A 16,630-nucleotide genomic window follows, 5' to 3' on the forward strand; every position below is an offset into this window, starting at 1 on the left:
CATGAGGCAGCCCCGGCGGCGCGCCGCCGCGCGATCCTATGCCAGGCTGGCGTCGATCAGGCGCGCCGCCGCATCCGCCAGGTGCCGCGCCGGACCGTCCGCGCCGAACATCTGGCTGGACACGTAGGCGCCTTCCAGCAGGAGCTGCAGGCCGTCGCCCAGCGCCCCGGGATCGCGCGCGCCCATCTGCCGCGCCAGCTCGGCCAGGCGCGCGCGCACCTTCCGCTTGTGCGCCACCGATACCAGCCGGGCGGGGTGATCGGGCTCGGGGTATTCGACGCAGGCGTTGGTCAGGCCGCAGCCCCGGTATCCCGGCAGGCCGGTCCGTTCGGCCAGCCCGGCGAAATAGGCCAGGACCTGCGCGCGCGGGTCGCCCGGATGGGCCTCGGCCGCCGCATCGAAGCGGCGCCAGAATTCCAGCTCGTAATCCCGCAGATAGGCCGCGGCCAGATCGTCCTTCGAGGCGAAGCTGCGATAAAGGCTGGGCTTGGTCACGCCCGCCTCGGCCACGATGGCATCCACGCCCACCGCCCGGATCCCCTGATGGTAGAACAGGTCGCGCGCGCTGCTGCGGATGCGGTCGGCCGCGCGCGGCGACCCCGCCTTGGGAGCGGCGGACGCCCGGCCCTCCGGACGCGGTCCGGCCTGCACTGTCTTTTTCATGATTCCGCTCGATTCCGCCCGATTGATTCCTGATGCCTGATTCCGCTTGACGATGTTACTGACCGGTACGTATTATATCCCGTCCAGAACGTACCGGTCAGTAACATACCATGCCCTCTCCCGCGCGTCCCGCGAACTCCACCCTCGTGTCCCGCCTAGGCCAGCGCTACGCCTTCGTGGTGGTGGGCGTCATCTTCTTCTGCCTGCTGTTCTCCGCCGGGCTGCGCGCCACGCCCGGCGTGCTGCTGGATCCGCTGCACCAGGCCTTCGGCTGGAGCCGGGCGACCATCTCGCTGGCGGCCGCCCTCGGCATCTTCTTCTACGGCATGGCGGGGCCTTTCGCCGCCGCCGCCATGGACCGTTTCGGCCTGCGCCGCGTGCTGCTGGCGGCCCTGGCCGTCATGGCGGCCTCCTCGGCCGCCAGCGCCTACATGACCCAGTCCTGGCACCTCGTCGCCCTGTGGGGCGTTTTCTCGGGGATCGGCTCGGGCGCCGTCGCCACGGTGCTGGGCGCCACCATCGCCAGCCGCTGGTTTCTCCGCCATCGCGGCCTGGCCATGGGCATCCTCACCGCCAGCACCGCCACCGGCAACCTCGTCTTCCTGCCCCTGCTCGCGGCGCTCGCCTCCTCGGGCGACTGGACGCGCGCGGTCTGGGCCGTGGCCATCGCCATGGTGGCCATGGTGCCGCTGGTCTGGCGGCTGGTGCCCGACAGTCCCGCCAGCGTGGGCCTGCTGCCCTACGGCAGCGACCCCGCCGATCCGCCCGCGCCTCCCGCGCCGCGCACCGGCCTGATCGCCGCCGCCTTCGGCGCGCTCGGGCGCGCCAGCCGCACCCGCGCCTTCTGGTTCCTGTTCGCCACCTTCTGGGTCTGCGGCTTCACCACCAACGGCCTGGTGGGCACGCACCTGATCGCAATGTGCGGCGACCACGGCATCCTCCCGGTCCAGGCCGCGGGCCTGCTCGCGCTGATGGGTGTGTTCGACCTGGTCGGCACCACGGCTTCCGGCTGGCTCACCGACCGCTACGATCCGCGCAAGCTGCTCTTCGTCTACTACGGCCTGCGCGGCGTCTCGCTGATGGTGCTGCCCTACACCGATTTCTCGCTCTACAGCCTGTCCATCTTCGCCATCTTCTACGGCCTGGACTGGATCGCCACCGTGCCGCCCACCCTGCGCCTGGCCACCGACGTCTTCGGCGAGCGCGACGCCCCGGTGGTCTTCGGCTGGATCGTCGCCGGCCACCAGATCGGCGCCGCCACGGCGGCCTGGATGGGCGGCTTCATCCGCGAGGCGTCCGGCAGCTACCTGCTGGCCTTCGTGCTTTCGGGCGCCACCGGCCTCGTCGCCGCCGTGATCGCGCTGCTGATCAAGCGCCAGCGCGTGGCGATAGGGCTGGCGGCGGCTTGAGGGCGTGTCGTTCAGGCCATAGCGCATCGGACATGGCGCCGCCCCAGCGCTTATGATTCCGATACCATCATCCTGTATCGCAGAGCGGAGCGCGGCTTTTTCGTGTACGGATTCGCCAAAAGCGACCACGACAACATCGCGCCCTGCGCGAACCCCAAAAAACGAACAGGCCCTGGGAATCCAAGGGCCTGTCGTTTTGAAACTGGCGGAGAGGGTGGGATTCGAACCCACGGTACGGGGAAACCGTACGCCTGATTTCGAGTCAGGTACATTCGACCACTCTGCCACCTCTCCGGGTACGACGCATTGCGAGTCGAGTCGCGCATCATAGCATGAATCCAGACGCATCGTTCCGGGCCGGCCCGCCACGCCCACGGGCTTTGAGCCGGGTCAACGCATGCCGGCGGGCACGTCGCGCCCCGTGTCGCGCCCCGTTGCCCGCCCCCGCCTTCTGGCCTATAGTGGATTCAGGCATCAACGCAGCCGGGGGTCCGCCATGAACATCCAAGCCCTGCATTTCGTGCTCGACGTCGACGGCAACGGTTCGGTCGCCGGCTGGGAGGTCATCGATGCCCTGAAATGGGCCTTCTCCCTGCCCGGCCGCCTGATGGTCGAAGGCCTGGGAAACATCCCCTTCATCGCCGACACCTTCGGCATCCGGGCCTCGGCCGCGACTGGCTATGCCAGTTTCCACAGCCTGCTGGCCACGGTCCTGACCCTGCTGTTCTGGGTGGGCTGCCTGGTCCTGGTCACGCGCATCGGCGCCGACCGGAAAGCGCCCGATGCGGCCGCCTCCGACACGGCGGCGGCCCCGGGCACGCCCGGCATGCCGCGCTACCGCGGCCCGAAGGCCCGCAAGACCTAGGCTCGACGGAAGGCTTCCGGCGCACCGGCCGCGCAGGCCGGTCCTCAACCATGCGCCGGAACCCATCCGCCGAACGGGCGCCCCGCCCGGCCGCTCAGGCCCGGATGGCTTCCAGCCCGCCCATGTAGGGTCGCAGCACGGGCGGGATCACGATGCTGCCGTCGGCCTGCTGGTAGTTTTCCAGCACGGCCACCAGGGCGCGGCCCACGGCCAGCCCGGATCCGTTCAGCGTGTGCAGGTATTCCGGTTTGGCCTTGGGGCCTTCGGGGCGGAAACGCCCCTGCAGGCGCCGCGCCTGGAAGTCCAGGCAGTTCGACACCGACGAGATTTCCCGCCAGGTGTTCTGCGCCGGCAGCCAGACCTCCAGGTCGTAGGTCTTGGCCGAGCCGAAGCCCATGTCGCCCGCGCACAGCAGCACCACGCGATACGGCAGCCCCAGGGCCTGCAGCACGTGCTCGGCGTGGCCGACCATCTCGTCCAGGGCCTGCCAGGACTGGTCCGGATGCACGATCTGCACCATCTCGACCTTGTCGAACTGGTGCTGGCGGATCAGGCCGCGCAGGTCGCGCCCGCCGCTGCCGGCCTCGGAACGGAAGCACGGCGTGTGCGCCGTGAGACGGATCGGCAGGTCGCGCGCCTCGACGATGCGGTCGCGCACCGTGCCGGTCAGCGGGATCTCGGCGGTGGAGATCAGGTACAGGTCCTCGGCCGGGCCGTCGTCGTCCGGCGTGCTGCCCTGGCCGCCCTTGGTCACCCAGAACATGTCGTCCTTGAACTTGGGCAGCTGGCCGGTGCCGTACAGGGTGGAGCCGTTGACGATGTAGGGCGTATAGCATTCCTGGTAGCCGTGCTCGCCAGTCTGCAGGTCCAGCATGAACTGCGCCAGCGCGCGGTGCAGGCGGGCGATGGGGCCGCGCAGCATCATGAAGCGCGCGCCCACCAGCGACCGGGCCGCCTCGAAATCCAGGCCGAAGGGCTCGGCCAGGGCGACGTGGTCGCGCGGCTCGAAGCCCAGGCCGGCGGGATTGCCGTCGGCGCCGGCGGCGCCCGGCAGCCAGCGGCGCACCTCGACGTTGTCGGCCTCGGAGGCGCCGTCCGGCACGCTGTCGTCGGGCAGGTTGGGAAGAGTCATCAGCCAGGCGGACAGTTCCTGCTGCACCGCGCCCAGGTCCTGCTCCAGAGCCTTGAGCTGGTCGGGGATGGCCTGGGATTCGGCCAGCGCGGCCGAGGCGTCCTCGCCGCGCGACTTCAGCTGGCCGATCTGCTTGGCGAGCGCGTTGCGCCGCGCCTGCAATTCCTCGGTCTGGACCTGCACGGCCTTGCGGCGGGCCTCCAGGGCATGGTAGCGGTCGGTATCGAAGGCCAGGCCGCGCCGGGCGAGAGCCCGTACGACGCGATCCAGGTCCTTGCGCAGCAGATTGGTGTCGAGCATGGCGAGAGGTGACGGAGATTCGTGAAAGGGGGTATTGTATTCAATCCCGCCTCCGTCCCGGCGGGGCCGCGCCGCGCGGCGTCCGGGGCGGCGGGCATCGCCTCATCAGGAAAGGAGTCTTCCCCATGTCCAAAGTGCTGGTGCTCTACCACTCGACCTACGGTCACATCGAAACCATGGCCCAGGCCGTCGCCGAAGGCGCCCGCTCGACGGGCGCCACCGTCGACATCAAGCGCGTGCCCGAGCTGGTCCCCGAGGACGTGGCGCGCAAGTCCGGCTACAAGCTCGACCAGGCCGCGCCCGTGGCCCAGGTCCAGGACCTGGCCGACTACGACGCCATCCTGATCGGCTGCGGCACCCGCTTCGGGCGCATGTGCTCGCAGATGGCGAACTTCCTCGACCAGGCGGGCGGCCTGTGGGCCAGCGGCCAGCTGAACGGCAAGGTGGGCGCTGCCTTCACCAGCACCGCCACGCAGCACGGCGGCCAGGAAATGACACTGTTCTCCATCATCGCCAACATGCTGCATTTCGGCTTCGTGGTGGTGGGCCTGCCTTACAGCTTCCAGGGCCAGATGCGCCTGGACGAAGTCACCGGCGGGGCGCCCTACGGCGCCTCCACCATCGCCGGCGGCGACGGCTCGCGCAAGCCCTCCGCCAACGAACTGGACGGCGCGCGCTTCCAGGGCCGGCACGCGGCGGAGATCGCCAACAAGCTGTTCGGCTGAGCCCTTGGCCCTTGGCCCTCAGCGGTAGACGGGCAGGACGTCCAGCACGTCGGGCGACAGCAGGTGGAAGGCCGCCGTCACCACGCCATAGAGCCAGACGACCCGGACCAGCCTCAATCCCGGGCCGGCCCGCTCCCCGCGGGGTGGGACCGGCCGGCCGGCACCGCCGCGCAGGAACTTCCATTCCATGGCGGCGGGGATGATCACCGACCAGATGGCGGCGGCAAAGCCGGCGAAGCCGATGGCGATGATGAACCCATCCGGGAACATCACGCCCGCCAGCACCGGCGGCGCGAAGGTGACGATCGAGGTCTTGAGCCGGCCCTGCTGCGTATCGTCGAACCCGCATGCGTCGGCAATGTAGTCGAACAGCCCCAGGCCCGCGCCCAGGAACGACGTCACCACGGCGAGGAAAGCGAAGACCGACACGAAATGCCCGACCCAGGCGCCCGGAATGATCGTGTCCACGGCCGCCAGGAAGTGGCTGATGTTCCCTCCCTGGGCGTACACCTCGCGCAGCGGCTCCCGGCCCAGCACGCCGAAGCCCACCAGGATCCAGAGGGCGTAAAACGCCGCCGCGATCAGCAGCCCGTAGAGGATGCAGGCCTTGATGCGCCGCACGTCCGTGCCATAGTATTTGACCAGGCTCGGCACGCTGGCGTGGAAGCAGAACGAGGTCAGGAAATACGGCAGCGCGGCCAGGACGAACCAGGCGCTTGCCGACGCGCCCGGCCCGCCCGGCGCGGCGGGCGATGCCGGGGCCGATAGCCACAGGTTCTCGAACCGGAACGCCGGCAGCATGCCCGAGACCGCCACGGCGAAGGTCACGACCATCCCCACGACCAGGACCACCGACAAGCGGTCCACCACCCGCGTGCTCCAGAAGATGCAGAACGCCAGCGCCAGGGCGAAGCACAGGCTGACGATGCCCTGCGGCAGGGACAAACCCAGGCTGTGCTTCAAGGTGGCGCCGCCGCCGCTGGTATAGGCGTACATCAGCATGTACAGCACGAATCCGACGGACACGCCGTTGACGACGTTCCACACCGGCCCCAGCGTCCCCCGCACCAGGGTGTCGAAACTGGCCCCCGGGCCGAACCGCACATTGGCCCGCAGGATCATGTGGGCGCTGGACAGCATCAGGAAGAAGGACGCGGCCAGGACCAGCAAGGCCCAGCCGGTCCACATGCCCGCCGAAATGATGGGCAGGGCCAGCATGCCGGCGCCGATCACGGTGCCGGCCACGATCATCACGCCGCCGACCACCGACGGCGCCGCCCCGCCCGATGCGGGGCTAGCATTCTTCTTCTCCACCATGAGTCTCCATTGATTATTGATCGTGCATGATGCGCCGCCGCCCCTCCGGCGCGGCGGCGGACGCGCTCAGCCCAGCGGCTCGAAGCGGCTGGTGAAGAAGCGCAGCAGCTTGGGCTCGTAGACCATCCTCATGCCCTTGATGTCGCGCCGGCGGCGATAGAGCGCTTCGCAGGCCCGGGCCACGATGTCCAGGTGCGCATAGGTGTACACGCGGCGGGGGATCGTCAGCCGCACCAGTTCCAGCTTGGGCCGGTGATGGTCGCCCGTTTCCTGGTTGCGGCCGGCGGACACGATGCCCCGCTCCATGCTGCGCACGCCGCTTTCCAGGTAGAGCTGGGCCGCCAGCGTCTGCGCCGGGAATTCGTCCTGGGGCAGGTGGTCGAGGAATGCCCGGGCGTCCAGGAACACGGCATGCCCCCCCACGGGCCTGACGATGGGAATGCCGGCCGCGACCAGCTGGTCGGCGAGATAGCGGCACTGGCCGATCCGGTGATGGATGTAGTGATAGTCCACCGATTCCTCGATGCCCCGGGCCATCGCTTCCATGTCGCGCCCGGCCAGGCCGCCGTAGCTGGGCATGCCCTCGAACAGCACGACGAGTTCGCTCGCCCGCTGATACAGGTGATCGTCGTTCATGCACAGGAAGCCGCCGATGTTGACGAGGCAGTCCTTCTTGCCGCTCATGGTGCAGCCGTCGGCGTAGCTCATCATTTCCTTGAGGATTTCCGCGATCGTGCGCCCGGCGTATTCCGGCTCGCGCTCCTTGATGAAATAGGCATTTTCCACGCAGCGGGTGGCGTCGAACATCACCTGGATGCCATGGGCCTCGCACAGGCGCTTGACGGCGCGCAGATTGTCCATGCTGACCGGCTGCCCGCCCGCCAGATTCACCGTCACCGCCACGCAGACGTAGGGGATGCGGTCGGCGCCGACCTCGTCGATCAGGCGCTGCAGCTTCGCCAGATCGACATTGCCCTTGAACGGCACATCGATCTGCGAATCGTGAGCCTCGTCGACGATGATGTCGACGAATTTCGCGCCGTTCAGTTCCTGGTGCGCGCGCGTGGTGGTGAAGTACATATTGCCCGGCACGTACTCTCCCGGCTTGATGCACAGGCGGGACAGCAGGTTCTCGGCGCCCCGCCCCTGGTGGGTCGGCACGATATGCTTGAAGCCGTAGTAGCGGCGGACCACCTCCTGCAGGTGGATGAAGTTCCGGCTGCCGGCGTAGGCCTCGTCCCCCAGCATCATGCCCGCCCACTGGTTGTCGCTCATGGCGGTCGTGCCGCTATCGGTCAGCAAATCGATGTAGCACTGGTCCGAGCGCAGCAGGAAGGTGTTGTAGCCCGCTTCGGCGATGAACTGCGCCCGCTGCTCGCGGGTCGTGACGGCGATCGGCTCCACCACCTTGATCTTGTAGGGTTCGGCCGCGTAAATCGTATCCATCGGTATTTCCTCCTTTGAAGGGTCGGGTATCGGTAAAAAATTCAATGGCCGCCGGACGGATCCTGCGCATAGGCCGCCAGTCCGTCGGGGTCGGCGACCCGGATTCCGTGCGTCGTTTCGTCCAGGAAGCCCGCCCGCCGCAGCAGGCCGATGGCATTGCTGACGGTGACCCGGTGCAGTCCCAGCATCTCCGCGATCGCCAGGTGGGACACGGGCAGGCTGGAAGACCGATGCACCTGGTCCAGGCCGTAGAGCAGCCGGGCCACCCGCTGGGGGCCGTTCAGGAATACGGCGTCCTCCAGCTGGGACGAACCGATATAGGATTTGGCCGCGATATTGACCAGCAGCTGCCGGCTCAGGGCCGGGTATTTTTCGAGCAGCTCGCGCATGACCACCGGCTCGGGGAATTCATGGGCCTCGGCCGGCTCCATGACGCTGATCTCGTGCCGGTAAGGCTTGCCGCTCAGCAGGGCGGCCTCGCCCAGCACGCTGCCGGCTCCCATCAGCCACAGGGTGCGCAGCATGCCCTCGCGGCTGACCGCGGAGACCTTGATCAGCCCGGAACGAATCAGGAAAATGCCGTGCGCCGGATCCCCCGGCCCGCGGATGCGCGCCCCGCGCGGCCACACGACGCGGCGCCCCAGGTACAGGACCTCGTCCCAGATGGGCAGGTTGTCGAACACCAGCCAAGGCGTATCGATGGATGCCCCAGGATCCTTTATTTTTGAAACCACATCTCTCTCCACCCAACGATTGACGAATTATGTTTCCGTCATTGGATGAAGATTAGCATCTGCAACCCTTCAAATCAGTAGCATGGGCTACACGCCGCGCGCTTCCGGGCCCGGCATGCGGCGGAAGGGGCGAGCCTCGGGCTCAGGCGAGCGCTCCCGCCTGCCGGGAGTGGATCAGATCGCCCTGTTCCAGCACGAACCGGTCCACCATGGCGGCGATGAACTGCCGGATGTCGAATTCCGTGCGCAAGGGCTGGCGCCCCACCCGCTCGATCAGGTACATGACGCGGCACATCACGGGGCTGACGATCCGCCGCATCTCGAATTCCCCCGACTGCAATTCGGCCATGACCGAGCCGCGGGGCAGGATGCCCGCCGCCCCGCCGTGCGCGATGATGCCCTTCATCATGGAATTGGACGAGGCCTCGAAGGCCACGTTGAAGGGATAGCCGAGGCGGCGCGCCTGGGCCTCGATCAATTTGCGCAAGGGATCGCGGCCCTCCGCCAGGACCAGCGGATGGGAGACGGCTTCCTTCAGGGTGATCGATACCGCGCCGGCGCCGAACATCCAGGAGGACGTCCGCGGGGAGGCAACGAACACCAGTTCCTCCTGAAGCAGCTCGATGCTGCGCAGTTCGGGAAAATCGCTGACGTCGTAGGCCAGCGCCAGATCGACGTCCCCCCGCTCCACGGCGCCGGCCAGGGCATAGCTCATCTGCTCCACCAGGCTCAGGTGCACCGAGGGCAGCGTTTCCCGGGCATGCACCAGCAGGCTGCTGCCGAGCACGTTCGCAATGCTGGGCGTGACGCCGAACACCAGGCTTTCGGGCTTCACGTCCGCCAGCGCCATCACGTCCCGGCGGGCGGATTCGAGATCCTGCAGGATGGACAGCGCCTTCCGGTACAGGAGATCCCCTGCCGGGGTGGTGCGGACGCCCCGGGAATGGCGTTCCAGCAGCGTGACGCCGAGTTCCTCTTCCAGCAGGCGCATCTGCGAGCCCACGGCCGGCTGCGCCACGTACAGCTGGCGGGCTGCCCGCGTGATGCTGCCGGCCTCCACGATGCGGGTGAAATAGCGAAGCTGGCGCAGGTTGATGACGGCCTCCTGAACGAAGCATGTCAGAACATGGACACAGGGCCACGGCCGGCCCGAGGAAGGCGTGAGGCCACTATAGCACGAGCCATACAAAATTCTTTGAGCAGGGCAAGAAAAGCCGTTCTGGACGCCCGCCATGCCTGTTCTTAACATAAATCAATCTTTAAGCCCCCCAAGGACGGTTCCATGGAAATGAAGACATCGCCCGCCCCGGCCTCTCCCACGCATCCGGCGCTGCCCGCGCACCGCGAACTGTTCTACGGCGGCGCGTGGCATCCCGCCCACGGCGGCGCGCACTGGGAGTGCTTCAGCCCCACGAACGGAAGCTCTCTGGGAATCTGCGCCGACGCGTCCGACGCCGACGTCGATGCGGCCGTCCAGGCGGCGCACTGCGCCTTTCCGGCCTGGCGCGACACGCATCCCTCGGACCGCGCCGCGCGCCTGCGCCAGGCGGCCGCCAGGATCCGGCAGCACGGCGGCGATCTCGCGCTCATCGACGCCCTGGATTGCGGCAATGCCATCACGCCCATGAAGGGCGACGTGGAAAATGCCGCGACGCAGCTCGAATTCTTCGCCGGGCTGGTCACCGAAGCCAAGGGAGAAACCATTCCCATGGGTCACGGGCGCCTCAACTACACGCTGCGCGAGCCCCTGGGCGTCGTCGGCCGCATCGGCGCCTTCAACCATCCCTTCATGTTCTCCGCGGCCAAGATGGCGGCCCCGCTCGCCGCCGGCAATACCGTGGTCATCAAGCCGCCCGAACAGGCGCCGCTGTCCACGCTGAGGCTGGCGGAGCTGGTGGGCGATCTGTTTCCCCCCGGGGTCTTCAACGTGGTGACCGGCCGGGGCAAGGAGGCCGGCCAGGCGCTGGTGCGGCATCCCGCCGTCGCCAAGATCGGCCTCATCGGCAGCGTCGAGGCCGGCCGCGCGGTGATGCGGACGGCCGCCGACACGCTCAAGCCGGTGCTGCTGGAGCTGGGCGGCAAGAACGCCTTGATCGGGTTCGCGGACGCGGACCTGCCGGCGCTGGCCGATGCCATCGTCCAGGGCATGAACTTCGCCTGGTGCGGGCAATCCTGCGGCTCCACCAGCCGGGTCTTCCTGCACGAATCGATCCACGACCGGATCGCGGACATGGTCCGCGAGCGGCTGGCCGCCTTCCAGCCCGGGCTGCCCCAGGACCCCGACACCACGATGGGGGCCATCGTCAGCGCCGAGCAGCACCGGCGCATCCTGGATTACATCCGGATCGGCCGGGACGAGGGCGCCACGCTGAGCTACGGCGGAACGGTTCCCGCGGACCCCGGACTCGCCCAGGGCTTCTTCATCGAACCGACCCTGTTCACCGGCGTCCAGCCGTCCATGCGCATCGCCCGCGAGGAGATCTTCGGGCCAGTGCTGTCGCTCTTTCGCTGGACGGACGCCGGCGCGATGCTGGCGGCCGTCAACGCGCCGGACTACGGCCTGACCTGCTCGCTCTGGACCCGCGACCTGGCGACGGCGCTGGAATTCTCGTCCCGCGTGCAGGCGGGCTACGTCTGGATCAACGAGGTCGGCCGCCATTTCCTGGGAGCGCCCTATGGCGGTTTCAAGCAATCCGGCAACGGGCGCGAGGAATGCTTCGACGAACTGCTCGCCTTCACGCAGACCAAGAACGTCCACGTGCGCTACTGACGCGCTCCGCCGGACCCCATCCACTCCCCCTTCACGACGACATCCGCCGATACATGACCGCCGATCCCACGCCCCGCGCCCCGTCCGTCCCCGAAGCCCTGAACCCCCGGGAACGCCCGCCCCTGCCGGCCGCCGCTTCGCCCATGTTCGGCAGCGACGCCATCGCGCAAACCCTGGCGGCCCTGGACATCCCCTACATCGCCCTGAATCCGGGCGCGAGCTTCCGGGGCCTGCACGACAGCCTGGTCAACCACCTGGGCAACCGCACGCCGCAGATGCTGCTCTGTCTGCACGAAGAACACGCCGTGGCATTGGCCCACGGCTATGCCAAAGTCACCGGCAAGGCCATGGCGGCCGCAGTGCACGCCAACGTCGGATTGATGCATGCCACGATGGCCGTCTTCAATGCCTGGTGCGACCGCATGCCGCTGCTGCTGCTGGGCGCGACCGGCCATCTGGACGCCGCCCGACGCCGGCCCTGGATCGAATGGATCCACACGGCGCGGGACCAGGGCGCGCTGGTGCGCAATTTCACCAAATGGGACGACCAGCCGGCCTCCCCCGCCGCGGCGCGCGAGTCCCTGTTCCGGGCCAAATGGCTGAGCGAATCGGCGCCCCAGGCCCCCGTGTACGTCAACCTGGACGTGGACGTGCAGGAGCAGGCCCTGCGGGAGCCCTTGCCGCCGGCGAATCCCGCCGATTTCCTGCCCGAAGCCCGCGTCGGCGCCAGCGCCCGCCAGATTGCCGCACTCGCGGCGCTCATCCGCCGGGCGCAGCGGCCCGTGCTGCTGATGGGACGCGTCTCGCGCTGCGCGCAGGCCTGGGCGCAGCGCCTGCGCCTGGCCGAAGGCATCGGGGCCCGCGTGCTCACCGACCTGAAGGTCGGCGCCGCATTCCCGACGGATCACCCGCTGCACGCGGGGGCGCCGGGCATCTATGCGGATGCGGCGGCCCTCGGCGCCCTGGAACAGGCCGACCTGATCATCAGCCTGGACTGGGTGGATCTGGCCGGCTTGCTGCGCGAGGCCTGCGCGGACGGCCGGCCCGCCGCGCGCATCGTCCAGGTTTCCGTCGACGCCGCGCTGCACCGCGGCTGGAGCATGGACTACCAGGCCCTGCCCGCGGTGGACCTCTGCATCCGCGCCGAACCCGAGCTGCTGGTGGCGGACCTGAACGAGGCCCTGGGCCTGGCCCCCCGGCCCGGCGAAGCGCACGCGCCGGTCTCGGCCCCGGCGGCCCCGGCGGCCCCGGCGGCCGCCGGACAAGCCCCCCTGCTGTCCATGGCGGAACTGGCCCACGGGCTGCGCGAGTGCCTCGCCGGCCGCGAGGTCTCGCTGACCCACCTGCCCCTGGGATGGGATGGCGCCCTGTGGCCCTTCCACCATCCCCTGGACTTCCTGGGCTCGGACGGCGGCGGCGGCGTGGGCGCCGGCCCCGGGCTGACCGTGGGCGCGGCGCTGTCCCTCCGGGGCTCGTCCCGCGTCCCGCTCGGGATCTGCGGGGACGGCGATTTCCTGATGGGGGCGACGGCGCTGTGGACGGCCGTGCACTACCGCATCCCGCTGATCTGCGTGGTGGCCAACAACCAGTCGTTCTTCAACGACGAAGTGCACCAGGAGCGCGTGGCCCGGATGCGGGGGCGCGCCGTGGACAACAAGTGGATAGGCCAGCGCATCGCCGACCCCGACGTGGACATCGCGGGCCTGGCCCGCGCGCAGGGGGCGGCGGCGTACGGCCCGGTGGCGACCCCGCGGGATCTCGCGCAGGCCTGCGCCGGCGCCCTGCGGGACTTCGACCAGGGGCGCGTGGCCGTCATCGACGCCCGCATCGCCTCGGGCTACACGCCCGCCATGACGAACGCACTGACCGAACAAGGGGCGGACTGAAGCCATGAACACTGCCAGCAGACAAGCGGACGAAGCGGCGCGCGCGCGGACGGCGCCCCCCATCCTCACGGTGGACGGCGTGAGCCGCCATTTCGACACCGCCGACGGCCGGGTGGACGCGGTCAGCGACATTTCCCTGTCGGTGAGCCATGGGGAATTCGTCTCCATCATCGGGCCCTCGGGATGCGGTAAATCCACGCTGTTCAGCATGATCGGCGGCCTGCTTCCGGCAAGCGCCGGCGCCATCCGCATCGAAGACGAGACCATCCGCGGCCCGCACCCCGCCATCGGCATGGTCTTCCAGGAGGACTCCACCTTTCCGTGGCGCACCGTGATCGACAACGTGGCCTTCCCGCTGGAACTGCAGGGCGTCGCCAGGTCCGAACGCCTGGAAAAGGCGCGGCATTTCATCGATCTGGTGGGCCTGTCGGGCTTCGAGCGCAGCTACCCGGCCCAGCTCTCCGGCGGCATGCGGCAGCGGGTCTCCATCGCCCGCACGCTGGTCTTCGAGCCCAAGCTCCTGCTGATGGACGAACCCTTTGCCGCGCTGGACGAGCAGACCCGCCTGCTGCTGGGCGACAAGGTCTCGCAGATCCAGGCCACGCTGGACCAGACCGTGCTGCTCATCACGCACAACATCGCCGAAGCCGTCCAGCTCTCGGACCGCGTGATGATCATGAGCTACCGCCCCGGCCGCAACAAGCGCATCCTGCCCATCGACCTGCCGCGCCCCAGGACGTCGGAGATGCTGAGCAGCGACGCCTTCGGCCACTACGTCGCCCGGATCTGGGCCGACCTGCGCGAAGAGGCCGGGCGCGGCATGCGGGAAACCGAAGGCGTCAGCGCACGTGGAGCCGACCATGCCTCGTCCTGATGCCACGCGGCTGCGGTTCGGCCCGGAGCTGGGCGGCCTGGCCGTGCTCGTCCTCCTGCTGGCCATCGTGGAGCTGCTCGTGCGGTCCGCCCTCCTCAACCCCTTCCTAGTGCCGCAGCCCTCGGCCGTGCTGCTCGCCTTCGGACGCATCGTCGCCGAGGAGAACGTCCTGCACCGGTTCCTCGTCACCGGCAGCGAAGCCGGGACGGCGGCCGTCCTGGTCGCCTGCATCGGCGTGCCGCTGGGCGCGCTGCTGCACCGGGCGCATCTGCTGCGTGCGGCGATCGGCTCCTGGATCGCGGCCGTGGCGGCCGCCCCCATCGTGCTGGCCTATCCGCTCTTCCTGGTGATGTTCGGGCGCAGCGCCTCCACCATCATCGTGATCAGCGTGCTCTCGGGCTTGCCGCCCGTGATCCTCATGACCACCGACAGCCTGCAGTCGGTGCGGCCCGCGCTCATCGACGTCGGCAAGAGCCTGCGCATGAACGCCTGGTCGCTGTTCTGGAAAATCATGTTCCCCGCCGCCCTGCCCGGCATCTTCTCGGGCCTGCGCATCGGTTTCATCTTCGCGCTCATCAACGTGGTGGGCGTGGAATTCCTCATCAACTTCGGCGGCCTCGGGCCGCTCATCAATGAACTGGCGGAACGCTACGACCTGCCCGGCACCTACGCGGCCATCGGCTTCGTCGTTCTGGTCAGCATCGTCGTGTTCCTGATTCTGGAGGCACTGGAAAAATGGCTACGTCCCGGCAAGCGCTGAGCCATCGGCAGGCATCCCCCCGGCGCGTCCTGATGCTGCGCATCCTCATCGCCGCCATTCTGCTGCTGATCTGGCAGGCCATGGCCATGTCGGGGCTGTTCTATCAGGACGTGGTCCTGGGGCTGCCCGACATCGCACGCGGCATGGCGCGTCTCCTGCTGGACCCCGATTTCTACCGGAATCTCTGGATCACGGTGGCCGAAATCCTGGCCGCTTCGGCGATCGGGTCGCTCACGGGCCTGGTGTGCGGCATGGTGCTGGGAGGCAGCCGCATCCTGGAGCGCGCCTTCGAGCGCTATCTGTACTATCTCGGCCCCACGCCCAAGATCATTTTCTTTCCGCTGATGATCCTGTGGTTCGGCGTGGGACCGGGGTCGAAGGTCGCGCTGGGCGCCCTCTCGTGCTTCTTCCCGGTCGCCCTGGCCGTGGCCGCCGGCATGCGCGAGATCCCCTTCATCCTGAAGTGCGTCGGCACCAGCCTGCGCGCCACGCCGCTGCAGAAGACCCTGAAGATCTACCTGCCCGCCATGCGCGGCCCGGTCATCAACGGTCTGCGCATGGGATTCGGCGTCGCCGTCATCGGCGTGCTGCTCGCGGAAACCAAATTGTCCAACCAGGGCCTGGGCTACCTGGTGATCCAGAACTACCAGCATTTCGACATGCAGGCCATGTACGCCCTGCTCATCGCCATCTTCGGACTGGCCGTGGCCGCCAACACGGCGCTCAGCCATTGGGCGGATCCGAACCACCGTTGACCCCCGCGACAACAACTCAGGAGACAGACCATGAAAACATCGCGCACCTTGCTGGGCATCCTCGCCCTCGCCTCGGCCTGCGTCTGCGCAGCGCCCGCGCAGGCCGACGACACGCTGAAACTCGCCGTCGGCCAGCGCGGCAACTGGGACACCATCGTGTCCCAGCTCGGCCAGGATGCCGGCATCTTCAAGAAGCACGGACTGGAGCTGGAAATCCTCTACACCCAGGGCGGCGGGGAAACCCTCCAGGCCGTGATTTCCAACAGCGTGGACATCGGCGTGGCCGCCGGCACCATCGGCGTCTTCTCGGCCTTCCAGAAGGGCGCGCCGATCCGCATCATCGGCGCCCAGGCCACGGGCGCCGCGGACTTCTGGTACGTGCGGGCCGATTCCCCGCTGCACAGCATCAAGGACGCGACGCCGCAGACCACCATCGCCTACTCCACCAACGGTTCCTCGACCAACAGCGTGGCGCTGGGCTTCGCCAAGGCCTACGGCCTCAAATCGAAACTCGTCGCCACCGGGAACCCCTCGGCGACCTTCACCCAGGTCATGACCAAACAGGTCGACGTGGGCTGGTCCTCGCCGCCCTTCGGCTTCGACGCGCTGGCGCAGGGCAAGATCCGCATCGTCGCCAAGGCCAACGACCTGGACGAGATCCGGCACGAATCCATCCGGACCCTGATCGGCAACGTGAACCTGCTCGAACACAAGCAGGACCAGCTCAAGCGCTTCATGGCCGCCTACCGCGAAACCATCGACTGGATGTATGCCAGCGACGACGCGCTCAAGGCCTACGCCGCGTTCAACAAGACCGACGTCGCCACCGCGCGCAAGGTGCGCGACGAATTCTTCCCCAAGAGCCTCATCGATCCGGACAAGATGGCTGGCCTGGACCTGCTGAACAAGGACGGCATCGCCTTCAAGACCATCAGCGAACCGCTCACGCCGCAGCAGTTCGACACCCTGATCCAGATCCCGCCCCGCCAATAAA

Annotated in this window: 15 protein-coding genes, 1 tRNA gene and 1 pseudogene; 10 read left to right on the plus strand and 7 right to left on the minus strand. The window is 68.5% G+C overall.

Annotated elements, in window-relative coordinates:
• Nucleotides 1–36 precede the first annotated feature (36 nt).
• Nucleotides 37–663, minus strand: a complete 627-nt coding sequence (locus HNR28_RS04470; protein ID WP_151024368.1) for a TetR/AcrR family transcriptional regulator — start codon at nucleotides 661–663, stop codon at nucleotides 37–39.
• 110 nt (nucleotides 664–773) lie between these two features.
• On the opposite strand from HNR28_RS04470, the gene HNR28_RS04475 reads away from it, so the two are divergent.
• Entirely contained in the window at nucleotides 774–2,072 is a 1,299-nt protein-coding gene (locus HNR28_RS04475; RefSeq protein WP_084330553.1) for an MFS transporter, read from the plus strand.
• Nucleotides 2,073–2,144: 72 nt separating this feature from the next.
• Nucleotides 2,145–2,204, plus strand: a pseudogene (locus HNR28_RS18660) (type II toxin-antitoxin system RelE/ParE family toxin); the annotation flags it as partial.
• Between the two features lie 71 nt (nucleotides 2,205–2,275).
• On the opposite strand, the gene HNR28_RS04480 reads toward HNR28_RS18660, so the two are convergent.
• Nucleotides 2,276–2,366 (minus strand) — tRNA-Ser (locus HNR28_RS04480).
• 202 nt (nucleotides 2,367–2,568) lie between these two features.
• Between HNR28_RS04480 and HNR28_RS04485 the strand changes: the two genes are divergently transcribed.
• Nucleotides 2,569–2,937: a hypothetical protein gene (locus HNR28_RS04485; RefSeq protein ID WP_151024369.1), complete on the plus strand. Its 369-nt coding sequence runs from the start codon at nucleotides 2,569–2,571 to the stop codon at nucleotides 2,935–2,937.
• 94 nt (nucleotides 2,938–3,031) lie between these two features.
• Here the strand turns inward: HNR28_RS04485 and serS are convergent, their stop codons facing one another.
• Entirely contained in the window at nucleotides 3,032–4,369 is a 1,338-nt protein-coding gene (gene serS / locus HNR28_RS04490; protein ID WP_151024370.1) for a serine--tRNA ligase, read from the minus strand.
• Between the two features lie 125 nt (nucleotides 4,370–4,494).
• Here serS and wrbA point away from each other — a divergent pair, with 125 nt between their 5' ends.
• Entirely contained in the window at nucleotides 4,495–5,094 is a 600-nt protein-coding gene (gene wrbA, locus HNR28_RS04495; protein ID WP_043681372.1) for an NAD(P)H:quinone oxidoreductase, read from the plus strand.
• Nucleotides 5,095–5,112: 18 nt separating this feature from the next.
• Here wrbA and HNR28_RS04500 read toward each other — a convergent pair whose 3' ends face one another.
• The 4 genes from HNR28_RS04500 to HNR28_RS04515 all read right to left on the minus strand — a co-directional run bounded on the left by HNR28_RS04500 (nucleotide 5,113) and on the right by HNR28_RS04515 (nucleotide 9,840).
• The gene (locus tag HNR28_RS04500) at nucleotides 5,113–6,411 is read right to left on the minus strand and encodes an aromatic amino acid transporter (protein ID WP_151024371.1); all 1,299 of its coding nucleotides are present in this window, start codon (nucleotides 6,409–6,411) and stop codon (nucleotides 5,113–5,115) included.
• Between the two features lie 66 nt (nucleotides 6,412–6,477).
• Entirely contained in the window at nucleotides 6,478–7,857 is a 1,380-nt protein-coding gene (locus tag HNR28_RS04505; protein WP_043681369.1) for a tyrosine phenol-lyase, read from the minus strand.
• A 41-nt stretch (nucleotides 7,858–7,898) separates the two neighbouring features.
• Nucleotides 7,899–8,591 (minus strand): Crp/Fnr family transcriptional regulator, encoded by a 693-nt coding sequence (locus HNR28_RS04510; RefSeq protein ID WP_158386245.1) that lies wholly within the window; start codon nucleotides 8,589–8,591, stop codon nucleotides 7,899–7,901.
• Between the two features lie 142 nt (nucleotides 8,592–8,733).
• On the minus strand, nucleotides 8,734–9,840 hold the full coding sequence (locus HNR28_RS04515) for a LysR family transcriptional regulator (RefSeq protein WP_084330549.1): 1,107 nt from the start codon (nucleotides 9,838–9,840) through the stop codon (nucleotides 8,734–8,736).
• A 33-nt stretch (nucleotides 9,841–9,873) separates the two neighbouring features.
• On the opposite strand from HNR28_RS04515, the gene HNR28_RS04520 reads away from it, so the two are divergent.
• Genes HNR28_RS04520 through HNR28_RS04545 form a run of 6 tightly spaced genes read left to right on the plus strand, consistent with a single transcriptional unit; the run spans nucleotide 9,874 to nucleotide 16,629 of the window.
• Nucleotides 9,874–11,361: an aldehyde dehydrogenase family protein gene (locus HNR28_RS04520; RefSeq protein WP_242404280.1), complete on the plus strand. Its 1,488-nt coding sequence runs from the start codon at nucleotides 9,874–9,876 to the stop codon at nucleotides 11,359–11,361.
• Between the two features lie 53 nt (nucleotides 11,362–11,414).
• Nucleotides 11,415–13,247 carry a thiamine pyrophosphate-binding protein gene (locus HNR28_RS04525; RefSeq protein WP_211369291.1) on the plus strand — a complete coding sequence of 611 codons (1,833 nt, stop codon included), beginning with the start codon at nucleotides 11,415–11,417 and terminating at the stop codon, nucleotides 13,245–13,247.
• A 4-nt stretch (nucleotides 13,248–13,251) separates the two neighbouring features.
• Entirely contained in the window at nucleotides 13,252–14,121 is an 870-nt protein-coding gene (locus tag HNR28_RS04530) for an ABC transporter ATP-binding protein (RefSeq protein ID WP_043681363.1), read from the plus strand.
• Entirely contained in the window at nucleotides 14,108–14,881 is a 774-nt protein-coding gene (locus tag HNR28_RS04535; protein ID WP_043681358.1) for an ABC transporter permease, read from the plus strand. The genes HNR28_RS04530 and HNR28_RS04535 overlap by 14 nt, the downstream gene beginning before the upstream one ends.
• Nucleotides 14,857–15,636: an ABC transporter permease gene (locus tag HNR28_RS04540; protein ID WP_043681355.1), complete on the plus strand. Its 780-nt coding sequence runs from the start codon at nucleotides 14,857–14,859 to the stop codon at nucleotides 15,634–15,636. Before HNR28_RS04535 ends, HNR28_RS04540 begins: the two co-directional genes overlap by 25 nt.
• Before the next feature lie 30 nt (nucleotides 15,637–15,666).
• Nucleotides 15,667–16,629, plus strand: a complete 963-nt coding sequence (locus HNR28_RS04545) for an ABC transporter substrate-binding protein (RefSeq protein WP_043681352.1) — start codon at nucleotides 15,667–15,669, stop codon at nucleotides 16,627–16,629.
• Nucleotide 16,630 lies beyond the last annotated feature (1 nt).

The sequence above is a fragment of the Castellaniella defragrans genome (assembly GCF_014203015.1).
GTDB classification, from domain to species: Bacteria; Pseudomonadota; Gammaproteobacteria; order Burkholderiales; family Burkholderiaceae_B; genus Castellaniella; species Castellaniella defragrans.

Coding starts and splice junctions, on each gene's coding strand:
- HNR28_RS04545 (WP_043681352.1), top strand. CDS start 15,667: ATGAAAACATCGCGCACCTTGCTGGGCATCCTCGCCCTCGCCTCGGCC.
- HNR28_RS04500 (WP_151024371.1), bottom strand. CDS start 6,411: ATGGTGGAGAAGAAGAATGCTAGCCCCGCATCGGGCGGGGCGGCGCCG.
- HNR28_RS04535 (WP_043681358.1), top strand. CDS start 14,108: ATGCCTCGTCCTGATGCCACGCGGCTGCGGTTCGGCCCGGAGCTGGGC.
- wrbA (WP_043681372.1), top strand. CDS start 4,495: ATGTCCAAAGTGCTGGTGCTCTACCACTCGACCTACGGTCACATCGAA.
- HNR28_RS04505 (WP_043681369.1), bottom strand. CDS start 7,857: ATGGATACGATTTACGCGGCCGAACCCTACAAGATCAAGGTGGTGGAG.
- HNR28_RS04540 (WP_043681355.1), top strand. CDS start 14,857: ATGGCTACGTCCCGGCAAGCGCTGAGCCATCGGCAGGCATCCCCCCGG.
- HNR28_RS04470 (WP_151024368.1), bottom strand. CDS start 663: ATGAAAAAGACAGTGCAGGCCGGACCGCGTCCGGAGGGCCGGGCGTCC.
- HNR28_RS04525 (WP_211369291.1), top strand. CDS start 11,415: ATGACCGCCGATCCCACGCCCCGCGCCCCGTCCGTCCCCGAAGCCCTG.
- HNR28_RS04515 (WP_084330549.1), bottom strand. CDS start 9,840: ATGTTAAGAACAGGCATGGCGGGCGTCCAGAACGGCTTTTCTTGCCCT.
- serS (WP_151024370.1), bottom strand. CDS start 4,369: ATGCTCGACACCAATCTGCTGCGCAAGGACCTGGATCGCGTCGTACGG.
- HNR28_RS04485 (WP_151024369.1), top strand. CDS start 2,569: ATGAACATCCAAGCCCTGCATTTCGTGCTCGACGTCGACGGCAACGGT.
- HNR28_RS04475 (WP_084330553.1), top strand. CDS start 774: ATGCCCTCTCCCGCGCGTCCCGCGAACTCCACCCTCGTGTCCCGCCTA.
- HNR28_RS04520 (WP_242404280.1), top strand. CDS start 9,874: ATGGAAATGAAGACATCGCCCGCCCCGGCCTCTCCCACGCATCCGGCG.
- HNR28_RS04530 (WP_043681363.1), top strand. CDS start 13,252: ATGAACACTGCCAGCAGACAAGCGGACGAAGCGGCGCGCGCGCGGACG.